At 40.4% G+C, this 22,829-nt stretch carries 18 protein-coding genes and 1 riboswitch; of the genes, 7 read left to right on the forward strand and 11 right to left on the reverse strand.

What is annotated here, in order from left to right; translation table 11 throughout:
* Positions 1–268: 268 nt before the first annotated feature.
* Positions 269–2,140: a methyl-accepting chemotaxis protein gene (locus tag QPX86_RS19890; RefSeq protein ID WP_285163713.1), complete on the forward strand. Its 1,872-nt coding sequence runs from the start codon at positions 269–271 to the stop codon at positions 2,138–2,140.
* Positions 2,141–2,388: 248 nt separating this feature from the next.
* Entirely contained in the window at positions 2,389–3,756 is a 1,368-nt protein-coding gene (gene hutW, locus QPX86_RS19895) for a heme anaerobic degradation radical SAM methyltransferase ChuW/HutW (RefSeq protein ID WP_285163714.1), read from the forward strand.
* Positions 3,757–3,776: 20 nt separating this feature from the next.
* Here the strand turns inward: hutW and QPX86_RS19900 are convergent, their stop codons facing one another.
* The gene (locus QPX86_RS19900; RefSeq protein ID WP_220752520.1) at positions 3,777–4,706 is read right to left on the reverse strand and encodes a LysR family transcriptional regulator; all 930 of its coding nucleotides are present in this window, start codon (positions 4,704–4,706) and stop codon (positions 3,777–3,779) included.
* Positions 4,707–4,946: 240 nt separating this feature from the next.
* Here QPX86_RS19900 and QPX86_RS19905 point away from each other — a divergent pair, with 240 nt between their 5' ends.
* Entirely contained in the window at positions 4,947–5,351 is a 405-nt protein-coding gene (locus QPX86_RS19905) for a VOC family protein (RefSeq protein ID WP_220752521.1), read from the forward strand.
* 61 nt (positions 5,352–5,412) lie between these two features.
* Positions 5,413–5,952 (forward strand): NADPH-dependent FMN reductase, encoded by a 540-nt coding sequence (locus tag QPX86_RS19910; protein ID WP_285163715.1) that lies wholly within the window; start codon positions 5,413–5,415, stop codon positions 5,950–5,952.
* 13 nt (positions 5,953–5,965) lie between these two features.
* Here the strand turns inward: QPX86_RS19910 and QPX86_RS19915 are convergent, their stop codons facing one another.
* The 3 genes from QPX86_RS19915 to QPX86_RS19925 all read right to left on the reverse strand — a co-directional run bounded on the left by QPX86_RS19915 (position 5,966) and on the right by QPX86_RS19925 (position 7,664).
* Complete coding sequence (locus tag QPX86_RS19915; RefSeq protein WP_285163716.1) at positions 5,966–6,478, reverse strand: GNAT family N-acetyltransferase; 513 nt, start codon at positions 6,476–6,478, stop codon at positions 5,966–5,968.
* An 87-nt stretch (positions 6,479–6,565) separates the two neighbouring features.
* Positions 6,566–7,222 (reverse strand): Bax inhibitor-1 family protein, encoded by a 657-nt coding sequence (locus QPX86_RS19920; RefSeq protein ID WP_220752524.1) that lies wholly within the window; start codon positions 7,220–7,222, stop codon positions 6,566–6,568.
* A gap of 91 nt (positions 7,223–7,313) precedes the next feature.
* Positions 7,314–7,664, reverse strand: a complete 351-nt coding sequence (locus QPX86_RS19925) for a DUF4870 domain-containing protein (RefSeq protein WP_285163717.1) — start codon at positions 7,662–7,664, stop codon at positions 7,314–7,316.
* Between the two features lie 494 nt (positions 7,665–8,158).
* Here QPX86_RS19925 and QPX86_RS19930 point away from each other — a divergent pair, with 494 nt between their 5' ends.
* Positions 8,159–10,120, forward strand: coding sequence for a sensor domain-containing diguanylate cyclase (locus tag QPX86_RS19930; protein ID WP_285163718.1), 1,962 nt, complete (start codon positions 8,159–8,161; stop codon positions 10,118–10,120).
* A gap of 99 nt (positions 10,121–10,219) precedes the next feature.
* Here the strand turns inward: QPX86_RS19930 and QPX86_RS19935 are convergent, their stop codons facing one another.
* Positions 10,220–11,017 (reverse strand): molybdate ABC transporter substrate-binding protein, encoded by a 798-nt coding sequence (locus QPX86_RS19935; RefSeq protein ID WP_285163719.1) that lies wholly within the window; start codon positions 11,015–11,017, stop codon positions 10,220–10,222.
* Positions 11,018–11,711: 694 nt separating this feature from the next.
* On the opposite strand from QPX86_RS19935, the gene QPX86_RS19940 reads away from it, so the two are divergent.
* Complete coding sequence (locus QPX86_RS19940; protein ID WP_220752528.1) at positions 11,712–13,166, forward strand: methyl-accepting chemotaxis protein; 1,455 nt, start codon at positions 11,712–11,714, stop codon at positions 13,164–13,166.
* A gap of 69 nt (positions 13,167–13,235) precedes the next feature.
* Here QPX86_RS19940 and QPX86_RS19945 read toward each other — a convergent pair whose 3' ends face one another.
* The 3 genes from QPX86_RS19945 to QPX86_RS19955 form a co-directional block, all read right to left on the reverse strand.
* A complete protein-coding gene (locus QPX86_RS19945) occupies positions 13,236–14,978 on the reverse strand; it encodes a sugar phosphorylase (RefSeq protein ID WP_220752529.1) in 1,743 nt (580 codons plus the stop codon).
* A 103-nt stretch (positions 14,979–15,081) separates the two neighbouring features.
* The gene (locus QPX86_RS19950; protein WP_220752530.1) at positions 15,082–16,302 is read right to left on the reverse strand and encodes a glycosyltransferase family protein; all 1,221 of its coding nucleotides are present in this window, start codon (positions 16,300–16,302) and stop codon (positions 15,082–15,084) included.
* 1 nt (position 16,303) lies between these two features.
* Positions 16,304–17,158, reverse strand: coding sequence for an HAD-IIB family hydrolase (locus QPX86_RS19955; RefSeq protein WP_285163720.1), 855 nt, complete (start codon positions 17,156–17,158; stop codon positions 16,304–16,306).
* A gap of 556 nt (positions 17,159–17,714) precedes the next feature.
* On the opposite strand from QPX86_RS19955, the gene QPX86_RS19960 reads away from it, so the two are divergent.
* Positions 17,715–18,920, forward strand: coding sequence for a BamA/TamA family outer membrane protein (locus tag QPX86_RS19960; RefSeq protein WP_285163721.1), 1,206 nt, complete (start codon positions 17,715–17,717; stop codon positions 18,918–18,920).
* A gap of 19 nt (positions 18,921–18,939) precedes the next feature.
* Here the strand turns inward: QPX86_RS19960 and QPX86_RS19965 are convergent, their stop codons facing one another.
* From QPX86_RS19965 to QPX86_RS19975, 3 genes are all read right to left on the reverse strand, one after another.
* Positions 18,940–20,820 carry a tetratricopeptide repeat-containing diguanylate cyclase gene (locus QPX86_RS19965; RefSeq protein ID WP_220752533.1) on the reverse strand — a complete coding sequence of 627 codons (1,881 nt, stop codon included), beginning with the start codon at positions 20,818–20,820 and terminating at the stop codon, positions 18,940–18,942.
* Between the two features lie 139 nt (positions 20,821–20,959).
* Positions 20,960–21,376: a MarR family winged helix-turn-helix transcriptional regulator gene (locus tag QPX86_RS19970; protein ID WP_220752534.1), complete on the reverse strand. Its 417-nt coding sequence runs from the start codon at positions 21,374–21,376 to the stop codon at positions 20,960–20,962.
* Positions 21,377–21,379: 3 nt separating this feature from the next.
* Entirely contained in the window at positions 21,380–22,435 is a 1,056-nt protein-coding gene (locus tag QPX86_RS19975; protein WP_259651220.1) for a cation diffusion facilitator family transporter, read from the reverse strand.
* Between the two features lie 210 nt (positions 22,436–22,645).
* Positions 22,646–22,766, forward strand: a riboswitch (yybP-ykoY riboswitch).
* Positions 22,767–22,829 lie beyond the last annotated feature (63 nt).

The following is a 22,829-nucleotide window of genomic DNA, read 5'->3' on the forward strand; positions in this document are numbered from 1 at the left end:
AATCTTCCATTAAATAATTCGGCTTTCAATGTCGCTTTACCACCTCAGTAGGATAATGATTTAGTCAGTAATTATAAGCAATGAGTGCGACTTGTATCTATGCCGTAGCTCTCTCGTTATCACCATGTTTAATTTGGTTATTTAACAATCCAGTTGCTATTAAAATATACAAAACTATGCCACTATCCGCCGCCCAAATTAGCTCTGTAGTGACTCGATAACCGACGTCATTACTCTGTTCCACTATTCATGGATATTACCGGTTAATATGAAATCCTATTCGTTAAAACAAAAAATCCTTGTCCCTGTATTAGTTGCGCTTTCAATGGTTATAGCTTTGCTTTCTTGGCAAAGTTACTCCAATCAAAAAGACATACTTCTGCAATCTAACCTTGAGCAAGTACAGCGCTTGAGTACGCAGCAGGCTGAGCGGATAAGCGAATGGCTTGCAACCCGTAAAGATGTCATTAACGCTTTAGGGTCTAAAGCCAATAACAATACCTTAGATGCCTTGCAACAAGCTCAAGCTTCAGGCCGGTTTGAACTGACTTATTTTGGTAAAGCGTCTGGTGAAATGATTGATTCAGATCCAAGCATTGACCGAACAGGATACGACCCCCGCTCTCGCCCTTGGTATCAGCAAGCCACAAGCGAAAGAGAGTTAATTTTAACTAAGCCTTATCTTGATGTTGCCTACAATATCTTAGTGGTTACCATCGCTCAGCAAACACAAAATGGCGTTGTAGGCGGTGATTTATCAATTGATGCACTAGTCGATGACGTCAATAAAATGAAGCTACCGTCAGACGGTTTTGCCATCATGATGCATAAAGATGGGACCGTTATCGCCTACAAAGATGCCAGCAAGGCAATGGGACATGTTAGCGCGATTGATAAAGATCTAGATTACAATTTATTAATTCAAAACCGCTTACCAAACCAACTTATTCCAATTCATTTTGATCCTGAAGGACGTGACAAATTAGTCTGGGCTGAAGATATTCCGAATACCGATTGGGAATTAATTTTAGTGCTAGATAAACAGACTCTTGAAGCGCCATTAAGCTCACTGTTGCTGACCCAATTGGGCATTTCAACCTTAGTGCTTGTCGTTAGTATGATGGTGATTTCATGGTTAATGGGTCAGCTTTTAGCACCACTATCACGTGTTTCTCAAGCATTAGTCCGTATCGCCGATGGCGATGCGGATTTAACCCAACGTATTAAAGTAGACTCTGAAGATGAAGTGGGGACTTTAGCTATCAGCTTTAACCGCTTTGTAGGCAGCCAACATCAGTTGATTAGCCAAATTCGCGAGTTAGCCAGTAAGCTGGATAAAGAAGCGGATGAAAGCCTAAACAATACCCATTTGGCAGAGAAAGAGCTGCAAATTCAGCAGCAAGAAGTCACCATGGTTGCTACTGCGGTAACCGAAATGGCTAGCGCCACTCAAGAAATTGCTGCCAATGCGGAAAGCACTGCCACCGCTGCACAGCAATCGAGCAATAGTAGTGTCCAGGGTCAAAGTTTAGTGGATAACACCCGCCAATCAATCAACTTATTAGCTGATGAAGTGACCCAAGCAACCGATGTCATTGGTGAACTAAGCCGACACGCCAATGCGATTTCGAGCATTCTTTCTACCATTCAAGGGATTGCTGAGCAAACTAACCTACTTGCATTGAACGCTGCAATTGAAGCTGCTCGTGCAGGTGAACAAGGTCGTGGATTTGCCGTGGTAGCAGATGAAGTGCGGGTGTTATCTCGACGCACCCAAGATTCAGCTCAAGAAATCTATGAAACCATTGAAACCTTACAGCAAACCACATCTAATGCGGTCACATTAATGCAAAGCAGCCAAACTTTGGCAGGCAACAGTGTTAATGATGCCAATGAAGCAACTGTCGCCATTGAAGAAATAACCCAAGCGGTTGCTTTGATTTCAGATATGGCAAGCCAAATTGCCACCGCTGCTGAAGAGCAAACCCAAGTCACCAGTGAGATCACTCAAAACACTGTGGCAATTAAAGATGTTACAGATGACATAACCAAAGTGGCTGAGGTAAGCGTTCAAAAGGCAAAAGACTTAAAAGTGCAGGCTAAATCATTAAACGATTTAGTGGCGACGTTTATTCTATAATGAATTGACGCTGTACTTATGACGACTTAGCTGAGCGCTCAATTCGCAGAGCGATATAGTAAATAAAGAAGACGGCTTAAGTTATCAATAAAACGCCCAATAACAATCACTGATGTTAATGGGCTTTTTTATGCTTTCCACTGACAAAATTTACAATGCAAAGCCAGCAAACTTGATCTATCCCTACAAAAGATCAAATGATAATAGTTATCATTACAGTAATAGTTTTCAATTTGCTGAGAATCATCATGATACTAACTCCGACCATGACAGGTATTGCTAGCCCTGATCCATTACAACATGCTTTTAAAGTAAAAAGTGCACCCCATGCTGGTCGAAGCGGCAGTAAACCTCTACAAGTTAGCAATGACTTGTGGATTCAGTGGTGGCAGCAACCAACTGGGGCAGATAAAAGAGCGCTGTATATCCATATTCCGTTCTGCCGTAAACGCTGCAGCTTTTGTAACTTCTTTGAAAATGGTGCTAAACCTGAACGTATCAGCGATTACATGACCAGTTTGTGTCAACAACTGACCATTGCTGCAAAAACACCTCTAGCGCAAAGTCAGCCCTTTGATACCGTTTACGTTGGCGGAGGCACGCCAACCGATATTAAAGCTGAAGAAATTGCGGTGCTGGGTAAGGCCATTCAGCAATTTCCTTTAAGGGCCGATACGGAAATAACCCTTGAAGGCCGCCTTAACGGATTTGATGACGATAAGTGGCATAGCGCCCTTGATAATGGTTTCAATCGATTTTCATTTGGGGTACAAAGTTTTGATACCGAAGTGCGTAAAGCAGCCGGTCGCTTCGATGATAAGCAAACTTTAATTGAGAGGCTGCAGCATTTAAGTAAACACCCTACGGCTAGCATTGTTATTGATTTAATCTTTGGTTTACCGGGTCAAACCATGGAGATTTGGCAGCAAGATATTCAAGCTGCGATGGAAAGTGGAGCCCACGGCGTCGACTTATATCAACTCATTGGTTTGGCGGGCAATCGAATAGATAAAGCCAGTGAAAAAGGCAAAGTTCTGGGTACCGACACCAGCGAGTTTCAAGCCGACAGTCAGACTCGCGCCAATATGTATGCCTATGGTGCAAGCAAGTTAGAATCAAATGACTGGCAACGCTTATCGAGCTGTCATTGGCGTCGTGATAATCGTGAGCGCAGCATTTATAACTCACTGGCTAAAAGTGGCATTGAAATCTTACCCTTCGGCGCAGGAGGCGGCGGCAGTATTCATGGTCATGGCATCATGAATGCCCGAGATTTAAAAGAATGGCATCAAGCACAAACAGCTGAAAAATTGTCAGAGCTAGCACCTGCACAAGTACCAGGAATGGCATTAAGTCCTAATCCATCAGCAGCATTTGATGCCGTATTTAAACGTGGCTTAGACTCTGGAGTTTTGGAATTCGGCAATATAGAAACAACGGTACTCGCTCATTTGCAGCCGTTATTTGAGGCTTGGCAACAAAATGGACTTGCGACACTCGATGACAAAGCGCTTAGTCTCACACTTGCGGGCAGATTCTGGAATGTGAACATGCAAACAGGCCTGTTCGAATATTTGGCTAAAAACCCACTCATACCAGAACAAATCGCCAGCTAGTCTACAGTTATCAATATAAGTTAATCAGCAAGTGGAGTATGTGGTGTTTGCGACGGCATATGCTCCACCAGCAAATCAATAAAGCAGCGCACTTTTGGGGTTAAGTGCTTACGGCTCGGGTAGATCGCATAAATATCCACTTCTGGCTGATGGTAGTCTTGAAACAGCACAGTTAACTTATTTTTAGCTAATGCCTTGGTTAAATAAAACGAAGGCAACCTCGAAATCCCATGACCATCTAGCACCATCGCCAATTCCATATCGGCATTATTACAAGCAATCACCTGTGGTACATCTATGGTAATCGTGTCCTTTTGCGAATGCTCGAACACCCAGCGGTTAGGCTGCTTCAAATTGCTGTAGCAAATGCATTGATGAGTGATTAAATCTTCAGGGGTCAGCGGCGTGCCGTGTTTCGCTAAATAAGCAGGCGTAGCAATGGTATAAGCATGAAACTGACTAATGCGTTTACAAATCAAACTGGAATCATCTAGCTGCTGTGTGGCACGAATCGCTAAATCATAACCATCTTGGACTAAGTCCACATGACGGTCACTAAAATCAATATCCAATTTAATTTGCGGATATAAATTCATATAAATAGACAGAATCGGCTGTAAATATTGCAGGCCAAATGTCACAGGACAACTAATTTTAAGCGTACCTGTCGGCGTTTGCTGATTGCTATCGAGCATCACAACAGCCTGCTCAGCATCGGCCACCATTTGCACGCATTGCTGATGGAATAACTTACCTTCAGGAGTCAAACTCAGTGAACGTGTTGTTCGATGCAATAAGCGAGTTTTTAATCTTTGCTCTAACTTAGTGATCGCTTTACTAATGAAAGACGTCGAATGACCTGTTTTTTCTGCTGCTTCAGAAAAACTGCCAGACTCAATCACTTGAGTAAAAATAACTACACCATCAAACAGCTTAGTATCCAACTTCATATCCCTTCCCTTTTATTGAGCGAAACTTGATAGCCACTCCTATCAAAGAAAGCCATTTCACTTCCTACTTTACCTAGCTTATCGATTCCATAAAAGGCCGAATTAAATAAAACAATACCCATTACAAGCCAAATGGAAACAATAATTTGCTTTTTAGTCACTTAATCACTGTCGCTCAAATCAGTAAAGTAGCTCCATCGGTTAGCAATAATCTACCCAATTGAATCGTCAGGAGAGAGCATGGAACACATCACTCGCATTAATCATTACGGACTACGTGTAAAAGATTTTGAAGTATCAAAAGCCTTTTATGCCCAACTCGGTTTCAAATACATAGCAGGGCCAATGGGGCCTGAGCCCGTAGCCATTGTTGAACATCCAAGTGGAATTAATATCAATTTCATTTTGAATGCTGCAGACGCAGATACCAATGTGTTAATGGACATTCCAACCAAACATACTGGTTACACCCATGTGGCACTGGAAGTGACTGATGCAAAGGCTGTTATGGCAACATTGGCAGAATTGAATATTCCACTCAGTGGCGAGCCAATGACCCATGTAACAGGAACCTCATTTTTTATCAGAGACCCTGACAGAAATGTGGTTGAATTTATTGAATATAAAGGATTAAATCAGCTATAAGCTAGGTTTACTTCTTGTCCAAAAATAATCTTAAATTGGCTTAAAAGCCTAAGGCAATAACATGAAAATTTTAGCATTCGCAGCAAGCAGCAGTCGTCAATCAATCAACAAAAAGCTGGCAAACTATGCCGCTCATCAAGCAGCTAACTTAGCTGAAAACGCAGAAGTTGAACTATTAGATATTAATGACTACGAAATCCCGTTATTCAGTGAAGATCGTGAAAAAGAGCTCGGTCAGCCTGAATTGGCTAAAGCATTTTTTGAAAAAATTGGCAGCGCCGATGCTATCGTGATTTCATTTGCAGAACATAATGGATCTTACACCGCGGCATATAAAAACTTGTTTGATTGGACGTCTCGTATAGATCAAAAAGTATTCCAAGGTAAGCCTACATTGCTACTTGCCACCTCCCCTGGCCCTGGTGGTGCAGGCAGTGTTTTAGCAGCTGCGACGGGATCAGCACCTTACTTTGCCGCTGAAGTAAAAGGCTCAATGTCAGTACCTAGTTTTTATCAGAACTTTGATACTGAAACAGGTGAGTTATCTAACACTGAACTTGCTACACAGCTCACTGAAGCCGTAGTTCAACTGATTAGTTAACCTAGGTTTTAACTTATAACTGTACTCGATAGCGCTGTATTATTGCCGCAGTGTTATCGTCCTCCAACTCAATTTCAGAGTGCAACACACCGCCATTTGCGATAATCATTTTGGCTGAAGCAAGATTGTTTTGATAACAATGAATGTGTAACTCTTCCATGCCCTTAAGTTTCGCTACAGCAATAGTTTGGCCCAAGAGTTCTACCCCTAAACCTTTACCTCTATAGCTTGGGCGAATACCTAAACCTATGTGGCCGCCACAATGACGAATACTGTCATTTAAACTCAAGCGCAAATTCGCCACACCAACAAGCTCTGCTCCTGATACAAGCCAATAGGTTTCGCTAGCCACAAAGCCTTTAGGTAAATTAACTCCATCAGCAAAGTCCTGATTTCTTTGCAGCATGGCTTCAAAATTTTGACAATCAAAATCAAGAGGAAATGGGTAACGCTCTTCATCGCCCAGCTCTACAATGTAATGTAAATAGCTTTGGCGGTATCGCAAACTTGGCTTCACTAATTGCATCAAAACTCCCTATAAATCATGTTAAATAGCCATTTTTAAAACAAAAAAAGAGCCTTGCGGCTCTTTCATTTACAGCCAGCTTGATATTTATTTACGACCCAGAATACGTAAAATTCTGAGGAATAGATTAATAATATCCATGTAAAGTGCTGCTGCACTGTCAATCGCATTATCAACTGTTTTAGGGATTTGATTAGCACGGCCCCAGTCGTAACCAATGTAGCCACAAAATATCAGCACCACTATCCAATCTAATATGCCGTGATGAATACCAAATACATATATTTCAATCAGTTCAACAATGATCACCAGTAATAAAGCAATGGTTAGCGCACCGGCAATTTTACTGAAAAATGCTGGAAATAAAGTGCCTAAACACATCATCCCTATAGTGACCAAACCTGTTATTCGAATCGCCTCTGACACTAATGCCGCGTCATACTGGCTCACCACTAAATTAATAATGAAGCCAAATGGCACCACGACAAAGTTATAACCAATAAAACTGACAATGGGTTTATCAGATGATGAAAAGAGGTAAACACCCAAAAAACATGAGGCAAAGTAACCAATAAAGAAAACCCATGAATTAACAGACGCAATGGCTTCAGGGGAGATGTTAGTGACCATCCACCAATTAACGCCAAAGCCCCAACATAGGGTTAGGCCAATGACTAAATTGTATAAAGGGCCACTGATAATGTTATCTGTGGTGTGCCTACGGTCAAAAACGTTCGTTTCCACTTAATATTCCTTTTAAGCTTTGCACTTAACCAACAAGGAAAGCAGCCGCATATTGGCTTTCTCCTTGCTGGCTATTACCTATCAAAAACGCTTACTTAATTAAACGTAAGGTAAATGGCACTTTGAAATTGTCGCCTTTTGCAGTCGCAATAGCGCCCATGATGCAAAATACTAAGCTGACAACCCAAACTACGAACATCGTCAATATACCGATTGCAATAAACATCAAAATACTTGAAATGAAATAGCCAATAAAAACCGTAATCGAAAAATTTAATGCTTCTTTGGCTTGCTCACGAACATAGTTATCATCGGTTTTAACCAGATATAAAATCAACCCAGGAATAAAACCAAAAAAGATGGTGCCTATCCAGCATAATAACGCCAGATTTTTTGAATCTTGATTAATCTCTTCTACTTGTAAACTTGTTTCTTCGCTCATTGTTAACCTCATTAAACCCACTATCTAGCAGGTATTATTAAACATTAATAACTAATTGTTACTGAAGGCATATTAGGGATAGTTTGTTACAGGAAAATGCAAAGAAAGAGAGAAATATCAACAACTCGAAAGCTCCTTTTCACTTACTCAATAGCAATCCTTCACTATTCGACTCACAATATGTTTCTGCTGTTAGATTAACCAGCTGATTTAAGTAGCGCAATAGTTTTTACGCTTTAATTTGAATTTCACGATTTTATATTAAACATTTAAAAACATTAGTTTAGTACTCTTTTATTAGTCAAATAGTTCGTCACTTTAGTTTTAAACGATTAACGCTCACACAAACTTTACCTCAATGATTTATTAATTCGCAATTACCCTTGGAGATTGGCACACAAAGGTAACTATCAATTAATCCACTCATTTACAGTATCCGCAGAAGAGATTAACTCCATTAATCTCATTTCCGTTTAAGTGAGCAACTAAAACCTATGCATAATACCCTGCGAAATAAGAATATCCGTGTATTCAAACTTATTTTTAGCATCGTACTGATCTTTGGGATCAGCTTAGGCCTATATGTTTTTAATCAATACCTGCGGATTGAGGCGGACCAATCAACTCGCATTAATGATAGCCATAATCAGCGCCTTGCTTTTGCCTCTGAACAATTATCGAGTGAGGTGGAAGATGTCGATGACATCATTAAAAAAATATCCACCAGCCCACAGATCCAGCTATTCACAGAAATGACTAATTCGCGCAATCGTACTGCTTTAGAAAATATGTTTTATTTCATTATGAAGAACGAAAATGTCTACTCACAAATACGCTATTTGAATGAGGCAGGAATTGAGAAAATAAGAGTGAATAACACCCAAAATAGCATTGAGCGAATACCATCAACTCAATTAGAGAACAAATCAAAACGTCCATATTTTTTATATGCACAGCAGCTTAAAAAAGGGGAAATTGGTACTTGGCCAGTGGATATTGACGTTAAAAATGGTCAAATCAGTAAGCCTATTCAAAGCAGTTTAAGAATTATGACACCTGTCTATCATCAATCTGTGCGTCAAGGTTATATAGTGGTTAACCTTAGCGTGACCAATATTCTTAACACCTTTGATGAAATGCAAAGTGAGAACTTTATTACGCGAATTATTGATGAAAATGGCAATATACTCGCCAGTGACAACCCATCTGAAGTATTAAGCCATTTAATCGCAGGAACTGAACAATATAACCTTAAAAATACTGTTCCAATTTTATGGCAACAAATTTTGTCATCGGATGAAGGTCGATTAACTACTGATGATAAAACCTATTCATATACTGAATTAGGCTTAAATGAGGTTTATGCTCATTTAGGAAAGTACATTGTTATTACCACACCAACGAGTTCAGCCTACGTAGTCGAGCAAAAAAAGAACCTATTTATTATTGCCTCTTTATTATTACTGCTCCTTTTAGGCGTCAGTGGCTATATTTTTAAACTGTATAATAATCATGAAAATAACCTGATGAGTGAACAACTCATGGAAGCGGCCTTCAATGGTGTGGCTGGCGTTATTATTACCGACAAGCACTACAAATTAATCAAAACTAACCAGCAATTTGTGCGCGTTTCAGGTTTCACTCACAACGAGTTAATCGGTGAGCCACTCAGTAAGCTTAACTTTCACCTTTCACAGGCCGAAATTACAGACATTGAGCAATATTTACAGCAAGGCTGCTGGCAAGGTGAAATTATGGGACAAAACAAATTAGGCGATGACTATGCACTAATGGCTCGTATTCAAGTTTTAAGAAATGGTTTAGGCGCTGTAGAAAAATATGTGATTACATTTACTGACATCACTCAGCGCAAACATCTTGAAGAAAAGCTACGAAAACAAAGCGAGTCAGACCCTTTAACAGGCTTATGGAGTCGTAGAAAATTTGATAGTGAACTGAACAGCTTGAGCCTGTTTGCCAAACGATACCCGAATGCTCAAGCCTGTTTGGGAATTATCGATATTGATCACTTCAAAAATATTAATGACACTTACGGTCACGATATTGGTGATTTAGCTCTGACTAACTTAGCCGAACTGTTAATTGTTCAATGTCGTGAAACAGACTTATTTGCTAGAGTCGGCGGCGAAGAGTTTGCCTTATTGATGCCTAACACCAGCATAGAACACGCGCATGAGGTGTTAAATAGGCTTAAAGATGTCATTCAGTCTAGTAATATATTGCCATTCACCATTAGTGGTGGCATCGCTAAAATCACAGGTGACGCCGCACTTGCTTATAAACATGCAGATATCGCCTTATATAGCGCCAAAAAGGCGGGGCGTAATTTGATAAAGCAATTTGATGCAAGCTCCTCAGAGCATAAAGCTAAATTAGCCATAGTTAGTCATCAGCGTTATCCAAATGCGAATGACGATATGGCAATTAGTCAATAACACAGTAAACAATATATACGACTAATGAAACTAAGCTCGATGACGTATTAATTCAGAATTAGTCCGTCATCGATCAATTTATAAAATTTCAATAGATATTTATAGAAGCGGAGTATCAAAGCCATACTTTGACAAAATAGCCTGTCCCTCTGTGGACAGAATAAAATGAGCTAAACCTGCCGCATCAGGGTTAGCGTCATTAATCAATGTCAGACCGTATTGTGCCCCCACAGATATAGCATCTGGCACGGTAATAATTTGTAACGCAGGTACTTCTTTTTGCGCCAATACTGCATTAGTACAGTACGTTAAAAAGATATCAGCTTGGTTATTTTCCATCACCCATCCATAAGGGTTTCGTCCCTCAGGTGCTTTGGCAGAGTTTTCTCCTCCTGTTAGTTGCAAAGCTTTAGCCTGAAGTGCCTTTTCGGCACCCACTTGAACTTTTTCAGCTCGTGCAAATAATTTCCACGCATAATCACCCGCAGGATCTGCTTTTGGAGTTGAGGTACCGACTCTGACCTCTTCCTCTAACATTTTATCTAACAGACGTTCACTGCTAACAGTGATATTCTCTTGAGCAATCGCACATAATTTATTGCCAGCAAAACGAACAACGGGGCCAGATTTACCCGCTTTATTTAACGTGCTTGGATGCTTCATATTTGCTGACGCATACAAATCTACGTGTTCCCCTTGCTCTATGCGTTTACGCAATAAACCCGAAGGTGCAAACTGTGAGGTAATATTCACTTCATAGGTATTTTGATAACTGCCAACGAGCTCTGTCATTGCCGTTTTTAAACTACCAGCGGCTCTAAACTCAACCTCTTCAGATGCAATCACATTCATTGAAACCGGGGTTAGTAACACCGCCGCGACTATCCATTTATTCATATTTCCCTCTGACTTTTTAAAACTATTATTCACCAATAAACGACACAAAAGCACTCGCCCAATTCAACATTTATCCAAAGCATGACCTAGGACTCTGTATTATTTATATTGAGTACTCTGCCTTTTCAAATTAGCTCAATCAAAACTTAACTTGTAAAACTGCCTTAATATAAGCGCTAAGCTCTATATTATTTGACGATTTACATTAATCTTTTTTATCGCAACAAAAATCGTTCGCCATCGCAAATTTAAAGATTTATATCAATAATTTACACTTGTAGAGTTCGAGAAAAATTAATTGTCATCATCAACTATTACTCTGCATGCTCTCTATATGGAACAAGCATTTTTTTAAAAGTGAATATAAGTGCTTGGAACGTTTAACTAGATTAGTGTCGAGCAAAATTAAACTTATCTATTTTCACGCCGATAACTCATTAGGTTAAAGAACCCAAAATTTATAAAAAGTTTTCATGAAAACTCAGACTGCGATCTGCCTCGAATTAATCGCACTGAATTCTCGTTACCATGCGACTTTTATGGGATGTATTCGGCTTTAAATGAAATATCGACGCTAAAATTGCGACTTTAAAAATATTTAACCCGAATAAACATATACTCATATATCAGTACAGCAAAACACAACAAACTGACATGCAACCAAGCATTCAATTGTTGCCAAGGAATGACTGAAATGAAACAGATTAACTTTCGTAAAGTAGACGCCATACTCATCAAGCTCAGTTTGAACGGTAAATTCTGGGTAATTTGTGCGCTTGTTACTGCGCTAACCGCTTTAGTCGCCATCAGCAATTACCTAAATACCACTGCACAAATTGAACAGTCTTCTCAGCAATTTGCACAAACTCGTATCGATGCTTTTGCCCAAAGTGCGCAAGTTCAAGGCCTATCAGAACAAGCTTTAAATGAGTTTGCTCAGTCAATCGATGCTCGCGTTTCCTATTCCGCTGAAAACCGCCGCAGTGGCGACAACATTACTGTTAGTGCTCCTGCCGGAAACCAACACCTCGTCAGCACTATTAATGTCGCAAAGATGGAAGATGCAGTACTCTCAAGTGCAAATAACTTATTAATATACGCTTTCCTTAGTCTGTTACCGCTGTATTTAGTCTGCTATTGGACTTCTACCTCACTGGGCGGTGGCTTATGGGATATGTATGTGGCAATCAAGCGCTTAGCTGATGGTGACCTGACTTGCAGACTTAATTTTTTTGGCACCGATGATTTCAGTTTAATCGCACGCGAGATTGATCGCAGCGCAGATAATATGAGTGAAATGGTCACAGCGATTGCCGCTAACGCACACACTCTGTCAGAAGCCGCTAATGAATTTAATCAACAGGCCAATCAAAGCGAAGAACTGACTCAATTCCAGCATGAGTTTTTAGATACGGTATCGGTCGCAATGACACAAATGACCGCCGCTATCGAAGAAGTTTCTAATAATGCCAGTAGCACTTCAGACCAAAGCCAGCAAAATTCAACTCAAGCCAGTAACAGTCAAGCGCAAATTGTTGAAGCGGTTAACCGTATTGGTACTCTCACTAGTCGTATTTCAGAAGCCTCAACCTCTGTAGGCGAGTTATCCCAAGCTGCTGCCAATATTGGTGCGGTTGTGACAACAATTAATAGTATTTCTGAGCAAACAAATTTACTGGCATTGAATGCAGCCATTGAGGCTGCGCGCGCTGGGGAACAAGGTCGAGGTTTTGCAGTCGTTGCCGATGAAGTTCGCACCCTTGCAAGTCGAACCCAACAAGCCACGGTTGAAATTCAAACCATGATTGAAGGGCTGCAAAAAGACACCAATACTTTATCGCATATTACTACCGATATTGTTTCTCAAGCCGATCAAGGCAGAACAGCGATTGAATCTGTAGGCCAAGATGTAGATAACATGGTGGACTCAATTAGCCATGTATTTGATATGAGCTCGCAAATTGCAGCATCTTCAGAAGAACAAAGTGCCGCTTCACGTGATATTGCGGGACAGTTAAATGATATTCGTGGTCAGGCAGAAACCATTCGAGAAACAGCACACCGCTCGGTATCTCTAGCGGCCAATTTATCACAATCATCTGCAGGCCTTGATGATATTTTGAAGCAATATACCCTTGCAGAAAAGTAATCTCTAGACTACATAAAATCATAAAAAAACCAGCATGAATGCTGGTTTTTTTATTCTTGATGGCGAACTTTACGCCACATTACTTATCCATACCGTTTGATAAGGCTCTAGTAACTGCACTGCGGTAATATCACTAATCACTTCACCATCGATTAAATCAAACCAAGTTTCAGTACCGATCAAGTTAAGCTCAGCTAACGGTAAATCCATAGGTTGATCGGTAATATTACTGATACAAAAAATGCTCTGCCTACGATCACGGCTTTGACGCCAAAATCCAAATAACTGCAAGCCCAAATGCAAGGTAAACTGGGTGGCATTGGGATTAAAGGCTTTCTGATTGGTTCGAATACTAATGAGCTTAGTCAATGACGCTAACACTTTACTGTGACTATTTCGCTCATCAGATAGCAAACCATTTAGCGTGTGGTAATCCCAGCGATGACGGTTAATCGATCGGTTATGGGAAGTATTTGCCAGCTTTTCATAATCATTTTCAGTGCCTAACAGGCTATGAATATAAATCCCTGGAATGCCTTCAAGGCCGAGCATAATCGCATGAGCACAAGTAAACCGTGCTAGCCCAAACTGATCTTTACCCTTAGTGGTGCCCTGTAGCGCATCAATGAGCGCAATGTTTATTTCATAAGGCTTTTTCTGGCCATCTTCACTGGTTCTACTGGAGATTTTCCCACCAAATAATGCCATGGTTTCAACTAGCGACTTGACCTCCTCATCCTCCAATATTCCTTCAACAGGTCTTAAACCCACACCATCATGGGAAGCAATAAAGTTAAAGTAAGTTGTACCATCTTGAGCTGGCGGCATACTCATTTGCCAGCGTTTCAAATACAAGCAACTACCTGTAATTAATGTATTTATCAGTAACGGAGGCAATGAGAAATTGTAAATGCAATGGGCTTCATTGGCGTTACCAAAATAGGTCAGGTTTTGAGTATTTGGAATATTAGTTTCGGTGATGACTACAGCATCATGTTGTGCATGCTCTATAAGGGTGCGCAGTAAGCGGATGACCTCATGTGTTTGTGGCAAGTTAATGGATTTAGTCCCAACAATTTTCCATAAAAAAGCCACCGCATCTAAACGGAATATGTTCACTCCGGCATCGAGATATTGGCGAATAATTCGTACAAATTCCATCATGACTTGCGGATTTCGGAAGTCAAAATCAACTTGGTCGTGACTGAATGTACACCATACCTGCTGCCAACCTTTGCTGGTGTGAGTCGGTCTTAATAATTCTGAGGTTCTCGGGCGAACGACTTGAGATAAGTCATCATTAATATTAGCGGTAAAAAAGTAGTCATGACCGACACCTTCGCCTTTAATAAAATTTTGGAACCATGCACTACGGCTAGAGCAATGGTTAATCACTAAATCAGACATCAACCGTCGCTTGTTGGCAATGGTTTTAATGTCAGACCAATCCCCTAAACCGTCATTAACACTGGAGTAATCAATCACTGCAAAACCATCATCTGAACTAAATGGAAAAAACGGTAAAATATGCACCGAATTAATGCACTCAAGATGGGTATTCATAAATTCTGACAAGGTCGCTAACGGCTTTTGATCAGTGCAAATGATGCTATCACCATAAGTAATCATCACCACATCTTGCTCAGACCAATGGTTACTATAGGGCTTTGGGGTAAAGCCACCTTGCTCAATACGCATAGTATCAATTAACGATTCAGCTAATTCATCGCTAGATTGCTTAAGCTCAACATCTTTATAAATACAATCAAGCTGTTGAATAAGTTTGTGTTTTAAACTTTCAATTTCAGTCATAAGTTTTTCTTCTAACATTATTACTTACTGTAAGCCACTTGATGATACTTAACCCAAGGGGCTCACAGTAAAAACGATAGGCCAGAAAATCCAATCATTAGTCTTACATGAACTCGGCATTATCTGCTTCAACCGCTGCTTTAAGCTGTTCAAGCACATCTGGCATAGCACTGATTACACGACTCCACGTCGGCATAAACGGGGTTTCCATCGGGTTATCTAAAAAGCGCTGACCTGCTGTAACAATATTTTGAGTAAACATTTCGACGGCTTTTTCTTCAGTATGGATATCTGTGGTTAAACCATTCATCAACGCATCATTATGGTAGGTTTCAACATAATCCAGCGCGATGCGGTAATAGGTCGCTTTTAATGTTCTAAAGGCTTCAGTATTAAAGGTTTCACCCTGAGTCGCTAATTTTCTAAAAAAGGCTTTAGTAATATCTATCGACATTTTAGATAACCCTTCTTCGGCATTATCTAACGACAAGTCTTGATGTTTATGATCGTAATTATCTGCAATATCTACCTGACAAATACGATTGTGGGCATAGTTACGGTGCATTTCACTGAGCACCCCAATTTCCAAACCCCAATCACTTGGGATACGCAAATCATTCAATACATCACGGCGGAATGAAAATTCACCCGCAAGTGGATAACGAAAGCTATCCATATATTCTAAATAATCGTTATGACCCACGACTCTTTGCAAAGCTTTAATCAATGGCGTGACCAGTAAGCGTGATACTCGACCATTAATTTTTCCATCAGACATGCGGGCATAAAAGCCTTTACTGAACTCATAGTTAAACTGTGGGTTAGCCACGGGATAGAGTAAGCGAGCTAATAATGATTTTTCATAGGTAACGATATCGCAGTCATGCAATGCCACCGATTCAGTTTTACCCGATGCTAAGGTGTAGCCCATGCAATACCACACATTTCGCCCCTTACCGAGCTCTTTGGGAGCTAAACCTAGTTTACTCAGCTTGGCATCTAATGCCTGTAACCTAGGGCCATCATTCCACAACACTCTATGATGCTGCGGCAATTGATTAAAGAAGCTTAACGCTTGCTTATACTGTTCTTTATCGGCTCTGTCGAGACCAATTACAATTTCATTGAGATAAGGCACTTCTTTCAGTTGATTAATAATTTGAGGTAATGCTTCACCTTCTAGCTCAGAATATAGTGAAGGCAAGATTAAGCCTAAAGGACGAGTTTTAGAAAACTTCATCAAGTCCTTTTCCATTTCTTCATGGGTACGCTGAGTTAAATTATGTAGCGTAGTAACAATGCCATTTTGATAAAAATCAGCCATGTTATGCCTCCTCAAGCGTAAATGATGGTGTTGGTGCCGATGATTCCAGTAACAAAGCCTGCAAACATTCAGCCCAACCTTTAGGACCATATTGCTGACTCTGCATTGTTTTGTTGCTAGTAATAATTTTTGGAAAGGTATGAGTTGGAGATTTTATTTGAATAGCCACATCTGCGGCTTCTAGCATCGCACTGTCGTTACCGCTATCGCCCAGTGCAATGGTTTGAACACTTGTTTGGTACACATCGGCGTAGACTTGCGCGAGCCAATCCATCGCTCGACCTTTATCAGTATGCCCACCCACATGTAAAAAACGGCCACCTTGCAACATATTGGCTCCTAGACTGTTCATATGTTTAATGAAGGCTTGCTTACGGTCGATATCTGCCGTCCACAATAACGGTTCTGAATAATGTCTTACGAGGGCTAAAGTGGCTTTATCTTCCGATAAATCAGTCAGTTCACATAGGTCTTGAGATGTTAATGTCGAAAAACCAATATAGTCACTAGCAAACTCATCAGCCTTGGCGTCGAGTAGCTGTAACCAATGCTCGCGGGGTTCGCAAAACTCTTTTACCCAGTAATAACCTTGCGTAAACGTATCTGCTGGTTGGCTGTCGAAATAACCGATAGGGATATACACCACTGCACCATTTTCAGAAATGAATGGTGAATTAAAACCAATGGTTTGTTGAATTTTCTCCATTTCAGCAAAAGTTTTACTGGTATTAGCAATAATGGGAATTTGCTTTTCTATTAGCGCTTCTATCACGCCAATTGCACTGGAGAAGCTGTAATCATAATGATCCAGTAAAGTACCATCCATATCGGTAAAAATAAGCGGTTTTGTCATCATGTGCTTTCCCTTCCATTTCACGCATCACTTGCTGATGAACTTAAACGTTACAGGGAACATGCCAGCTTATCTAAGCTTGCACTACAATGGTTCAATACTTAATGTTAGATGTTGATTTTAAATGTTAAAATAATTATTCCAATTGCATTTTTTGTATACTTGAAATATCAATTCAAACACTGACATGCTGACTTTTAACTCACCCATCGCACCAATAAGGTGCAACAAACATCAAAACATGCTTTTAAAACAAACAGAGCAACTGTGATATCTCAATAAAGTAACGGCAATAGAAAACAGTGAAACACTGTTCGCCTCTGAGTACTTTTATTAACTAAGAGGATTTGATCCTGCAAAGGTGAGTTCGTTAAATTACATTCATCGAGTAAATTCTATCTCGCCTTAGGGCATTAGTCGGCAACGGGAGTACTTATCGCCAATATAAGTACACTTCACCACTCCAAGGGTTCCCGTTGCCGCTTTTTTTATTGTGAGATGGCTTCCCTAATCACTTTGATCACTGCACTGACAACAAATCGATCTCAGGTATACATTCATGTTCAAAAAAATAGTCTTATCATCATTGATGCTGAGTGGTTCTGCCTTTGCAGGCACCGATAGCAGCTTCTATGATCCTGTTGATGGCAAATTTGATATGGGTAATTACCTAGCAGAAAATGCGTATGGTTTTCTACCTGTACCAGTAATCATTACCGAGCCCGCTGTCGGTTTCGGTGGCGGTATTGCAGGATTATTTTTGCATGAATCTGAGGAAGAAAAAGCCCACAGACAAGAAAAGGCCATGGCCTCCTTAGATGGTGGTGCCCAATTAATCCCACCAGCCATGACTGCTATAGGAGCATTAGCCACTGAAAATGGTTCTTGGTTTGCCTTTGCCGGACACCGCCATTCATGGCAGCAAGATCATATTCGTTATACCGTTATTGGAGGAGCGGGTAAGGTCAATTTTGACCTTTACTCTAACTTAGGCGGCTTACTGCCCGTCGACAAACCTGTCAGTTTTGATACCCAAACCACTGCGGCTTTTGCGAGTCAAAAATTGTTGTTTCGCATTCCTGAAACTCAATTAATGTTGGGTGTAAAACAATTTTGGGCACAATCGAGCATTTCGTCTTCAAACCAAATTGTTGATTGGATTTTCCAACAAACGCTTGGAGAACATAACACCTCATCAGGTCTTGGTTTAGCCGCTGAATATGATACCCGCGACAATATATTTTACCCTTCTAAAGGCTATTTAGTGTCAGCAGAATACATGAGTTATAACGAGGCGCTTGGTTCAGACTATCTCTATGATAGCTTTGAAATAAGTGGTCAAAGCTTTTGGCCTGTGGCAGAGAAGTGGACATTGGCTGTTGCGGGAAATTACCAAGCTTTTTACGCAAAAGACGATGCGCTACCGCCTACAGTTAAGCCTTATATTGATTTACGCGGGGTGTCATCATATCGCTATCAAGGGGATCAAACTGCCACATTGCAAACACAGGTTATGTATCACCTTAACCATCGTTGGACTTTATCTGGCTTTTACGGCTTGGGTTACACCTATCAAGATAATGCAGTGCTAAATTCGTCATCGGTAAACGCGATGACAGAGTCTGCATCAGATGAGCTCATCTCTGCATACGGTGTCGGATTTCGCTATCAAATAGCCCGTCGTTATGGCATCCATATGGGGGTTGATATCGCCTTTAGTGAGGAGCAAAGTGCGCTCTACTTTAATGTTGGCAGCGGTTTTTAACCGCTCAATTTTCGGTTATTTAAGCACACTGTTTGGCAAGATAGACTTTATTTTTACCTGAGTATTTAGCTTGATAAAGTGCGTCATCAGCATGTTTACTCAGATCTGCTAATGTCGTTGATACACTATCTAACGTGGCCACACCTAAGCTAATGGTAAATTCAACATCAATGCCATCAAAGTGGAATGACTGGGACGCAATACCGTTACGCAGCCTATCAGAAATAGTAAAGGCTTCATCAAGGTTGGTATTATCCAAAATAATTAAAAACTCTTCGCCGCCAATTCTACCGACTAAGTCAGTCTTTTTAAGCCAACTTCTGGCTCTTTTGGCTGCTGCTTTAATCGCTAAATCACCGATATGATGACCAAAACGATCATTGATCGATTTAAAATTATCAATATCAAAAATAATCACAGAGGCAGGTTGGCGCTTACGGATGGCTCTATCAATAATCTTCTGACCTTTTTGGAAGGTGTAACCGCGATTCGATAAGCCAGTGAGATAATCAGTTTGAGCACGTTCTTTAAGGGTTTTTCTTGAGTGCAATAAAATCAATACTATGCCAAATAACACCACAGCCAGTACTAGAAATAAGGTAAGCCTTAAATCGCTAATTCGTTCTTTATCTTCAACAGCAGCCCAATTTAACTCATTAATAGCAAGGCGATTTTCAAGTAGCTCATTCTCAAATGCTGCGAGTTTAATATTATGATCCAGTGATGTCGTCAGTACTTTACTGTCAATAATGCTCTGGTTGTTCTCTCGCTCAATATCAACAACCTGCAAAAATAAATTAGCCGCTTTTACTGGCTCATTTTCTGCTAATGCAATAATGGCATCAGCCTTTAACATCATGTCCTTCATATTGGCTGGAAATTTATCATCCAACCTAAATATTCTTGCCATTTCAGCCGCTTTATTTAAATCACCACTGCGAGTATAGGCAAGCGCGAGATACAAATAGGTGCTAGTGATAAAGTACTGTTCTCTGGTGGTATCTTGTAACAAAAGCGCCTTTTCAAGATGAACCGCAGCTTGAGTAAAGTCATAGGTTCTCAGTGCCAATTGACCCGCATTCAGGTGCGAGAAAAACAATAAATCACCTTCACCATTGGCAACTCGTGCTAATTCAAATTGCTGTTGGATACTTTCTTCAGCCTTACCCCAATCACCTAACTTAATTGCTTGGCTTAACATGTTGTGCTGCATGTTAAACATATCTTCAATATCGTTAATGGTTTTCCAAGTTTCATAGGCTATTTTGAAGTTTTCATAACCTCGCTGATGTAAGCCAACACGACGATACAAACTGCCAGTGGCATTATAAATCAGAGCCTTACGGTTAACATTGAGATTCTCACTTTTATCCACCACCAGTAAGGCTTCATCAAGTAAATCGATGCCTTTATAGACTGTATCAGGTTCTATGAAACAGAAAGCATTTTGGGTCAGCGTTTTAGCAAGGAGTTCTGAATTGGTGTGTTTGCGGGCATATTCAAGTGCCAGCTTCCTATCAACACAATAGGTTATAGGGTCATTTGATTGAAGATATAGCGCAAAAGAGCGCTCTAAATGGCTATCAATAAGAATGTCTGAAACGGGTAGGTATTTAACCAGCGCAATGCCTTTATCATAACTATTTATCGCTTGATTTAATTGACGGGTCTTTTCGTAAGCTTGACCATAAAGAAAATACACCTGCGCTTGTTCTTCAGGCGAAAAGCCGCTGCTGGTTATATCAAACTTATCCAGCAACACGACAGCTTCAGCAGGACTGACTTTGGCCACTGTTTTTTGCAATTCTAACAGGGTCTCTTTAGCAAATCCGCTAGCGCTGAGTACAAAAAGGCAGCCGAATAGGCAAATACGCCACCTTTTCACCAATAATATGTCCATATAAAACCTCAACATCATAGCCCTTTTGTAGTATATCTTTTTCAGGGTAACACAGTATTTCATCAAGGTTAAAATATTGATTTAAAGGTATATTTGTTACCTTTAGTTACATATATAATAATGCTTCAAAAATTCAGTACTAAAACTCTTGATTCATTTTTTGTAAACATGACAACAGTACTTTGGCTTCTTCAATATCAATATGGCGAGTGAGATCGCCCATTAAATCAAGGTGTAGTTGATGATGTTGATGGTGAATATCTAACCCAGATGAGGTTAATTGCACCACAATTGCACGGCCATCTTCTGGATGAGGAGTTCGCTCCATTAGCCCTAAGTTCACTAATTTATCCACCTGCACAGTAAGCGTTCCTGTGGTGATACCGAGTTTTTGTGCTAATTCCTTCATTCTGAGCGCGCCGAATGTTCCCAGCACTTCGATGGTATGAGTCTGCGCAAGACTATAGCCTGTTTCTTTAACAACAGACTGCTCCCAAGAAGACATCTTGTCGTAAAACTCAATAATCGTTTGATTTAATAACTCAGTATTTGGCATGGATTAACTCATTGGGTGAACTTCAATTGTTAGATGATGAATTTTATCAAATTGACTCAATAAGTTCTTATATTCAGCAATAGAAAAATCAGCCTGTTTTGCAACTAAGGTTAGCGCTGCCGAATAATGATGACCGCTAATTTTCCAAACGTGCATATCTTTAATATCAGCATAAGGCTTTAATACGTCAGCTATCTGCTGTTTATATTGCGAATCAATACTCTCATCCAATAGCACTGGGCTAGTTTGTTTCATTAAACCTAAAGTCCATTTGGTTATTACAATCGCACCAACCATACCCATCACAGCATCGAGCCAATGCCAGCCATAAAACTTACCAAAAACAAGCGCGATAATCGCTAATACAGATGTTAATGCATCGGCTAACACGTGCATATAAGCAGCACGCAAATTATGATCATGATGCTTTTCACCTGACTTGTGTTCGTGCTGTTGGTGCTCATGTTGATGATCTTTACTATGCTCATTATGTTCATGTGCATGATCGTGAAAATGGCCGTGCGAATGCTTTTGTGAAGAGACGTGTGAGTGATCGTGAGAATGGCCATGTGAGTGACTGTGTGAAGGGCCATGCGAATGATCGTGATCATGATGATGGTGCTCGCCCAATAAGAAAATACTGGCAACATTCACAGCCAAACCAATAAAGGCCACCATAATGGCTTCGTTAAAATGAATGGTTTGCGGATTAAGCAGCCGATGAATGGATTCAACCATCATCAATAACGCCACCACACCTAAAACAATCGCGCTGGTGTAGCCACCTAATACACTAACCTTACCCGCTCCGAACGAAAACTTATCAGAATCAGCATGCTTTCGCGCATAGCGATAGGCAAATAAAGTGATACAAAACGCTGCTGCATGGGTTCCCATATGCCAACCATCAGCTAGCAAGGCCATCGAGCCATATACTGTGCCAGCAATGATCTCAACAACCATGGCGGTCACAGTTAATATTAATACGTAGAGTGTTCTCTTTTCGCCAGCACTTTGCTGAGGACAAAAGTCGTGTTGATGTTCGGTAGTAAATCGCACGCGGCACCTTTAGTTTGATTGTCAAAGCATTCAAATAAAATATCTTGATAATCAAACTAAATCAATTTCATTGAAGGTTTTTTTGTTCTCAATCAATTATTCAGTAAAAATTTACACTGTAAATCACACGGGCTCAGTCAATAATCCTCGCTAGTTCATCATTGCTGATATTCAGTTAAGCTTGAAATCAATCCTGACAATCTTTACAATGCCGCTGTCTTTGGGGAGTAACTTGCCACTCATTTAAACAGCCTTTAAATAAGTTGGTTTGTTCGTCAACATAATTGATGCACATCATCATGGCGTTCAAGACTCAGTGCCAACTGAGTTTAGTGAGACCATAGACAATGATCACAACCCGAGGTGGGGAGTGAGCATTGTCTTAGGTTAATCA

It is taken from the genome of Shewanella goraebulensis, assembly GCF_030252245.1.
In the GTDB taxonomy this organism is placed as follows: domain Bacteria; phylum Pseudomonadota; class Gammaproteobacteria; order Enterobacterales; family Shewanellaceae; genus Shewanella; species Shewanella goraebulensis.

What these genes read in the sequence shown, in the direction of transcription:
- QPX86_RS19925 (WP_285163717.1), bottom strand. Translation starts at nt 7,664, where the DNA reads ATGAGCGAAGAAACAAGTTTACAAGTAGAAGAGATTAATCAAGATTCA.
- hutW (WP_285163714.1), top strand. Translation starts at nt 2,389, where the DNA reads ATGATACTAACTCCGACCATGACAGGTATTGCTAGCCCTGATCCATTA.
- QPX86_RS19960 (WP_285163721.1), top strand. Translation starts at nt 17,715, where the DNA reads ATGTTCAAAAAAATAGTCTTATCATCATTGATGCTGAGTGGTTCTGCC.
- QPX86_RS19930 (WP_285163718.1), top strand. Translation starts at nt 8,159, where the DNA reads ATGCATAATACCCTGCGAAATAAGAATATCCGTGTATTCAAACTTATT.
- QPX86_RS19940 (WP_220752528.1), top strand. Translation starts at nt 11,712, where the DNA reads ATGAAACAGATTAACTTTCGTAAAGTAGACGCCATACTCATCAAGCTC.
- QPX86_RS19970 (WP_220752534.1), bottom strand. Translation starts at nt 21,376, where the DNA reads ATGCCAAATACTGAGTTATTAAATCAAACGATTATTGAGTTTTACGAC.
- QPX86_RS19950 (WP_220752530.1), bottom strand. Translation starts at nt 16,302, where the DNA reads ATGGCTGATTTTTATCAAAATGGCATTGTTACTACGCTACATAATTTA.
- QPX86_RS19910 (WP_285163715.1), top strand. Translation starts at nt 5,413, where the DNA reads ATGAAAATTTTAGCATTCGCAGCAAGCAGCAGTCGTCAATCAATCAAC.
- QPX86_RS19890 (WP_285163713.1), top strand. Translation starts at nt 269, where the DNA reads ATGAAATCCTATTCGTTAAAACAAAAAATCCTTGTCCCTGTATTAGTT.
- QPX86_RS19945 (WP_220752529.1), bottom strand. Translation starts at nt 14,978, where the DNA reads ATGACTGAAATTGAAAGTTTAAAACACAAACTTATTCAACAGCTTGAT.
- QPX86_RS19955 (WP_285163720.1), bottom strand. Translation starts at nt 17,158, where the DNA reads ATGATGACAAAACCGCTTATTTTTACCGATATGGATGGTACTTTACTG.
- QPX86_RS19935 (WP_285163719.1), bottom strand. Translation starts at nt 11,017, where the DNA reads ATGAATAAATGGATAGTCGCGGCGGTGTTACTAACCCCGGTTTCAATG.
- QPX86_RS19900 (WP_220752520.1), bottom strand. Translation starts at nt 4,706, where the DNA reads ATGAAGTTGGATACTAAGCTGTTTGATGGTGTAGTTATTTTTACTCAA.
- QPX86_RS19915 (WP_285163716.1), bottom strand. Translation starts at nt 6,478, where the DNA reads ATGCAATTAGTGAAGCCAAGTTTGCGATACCGCCAAAGCTATTTACAT.
- QPX86_RS19905 (WP_220752521.1), top strand. Translation starts at nt 4,947, where the DNA reads ATGGAACACATCACTCGCATTAATCATTACGGACTACGTGTAAAAGAT.
- QPX86_RS19965 (WP_220752533.1), bottom strand. Translation starts at nt 20,820, where the DNA reads ATGGACATATTATTGGTGAAAAGGTGGCGTATTTGCCTATTCGGCTGC.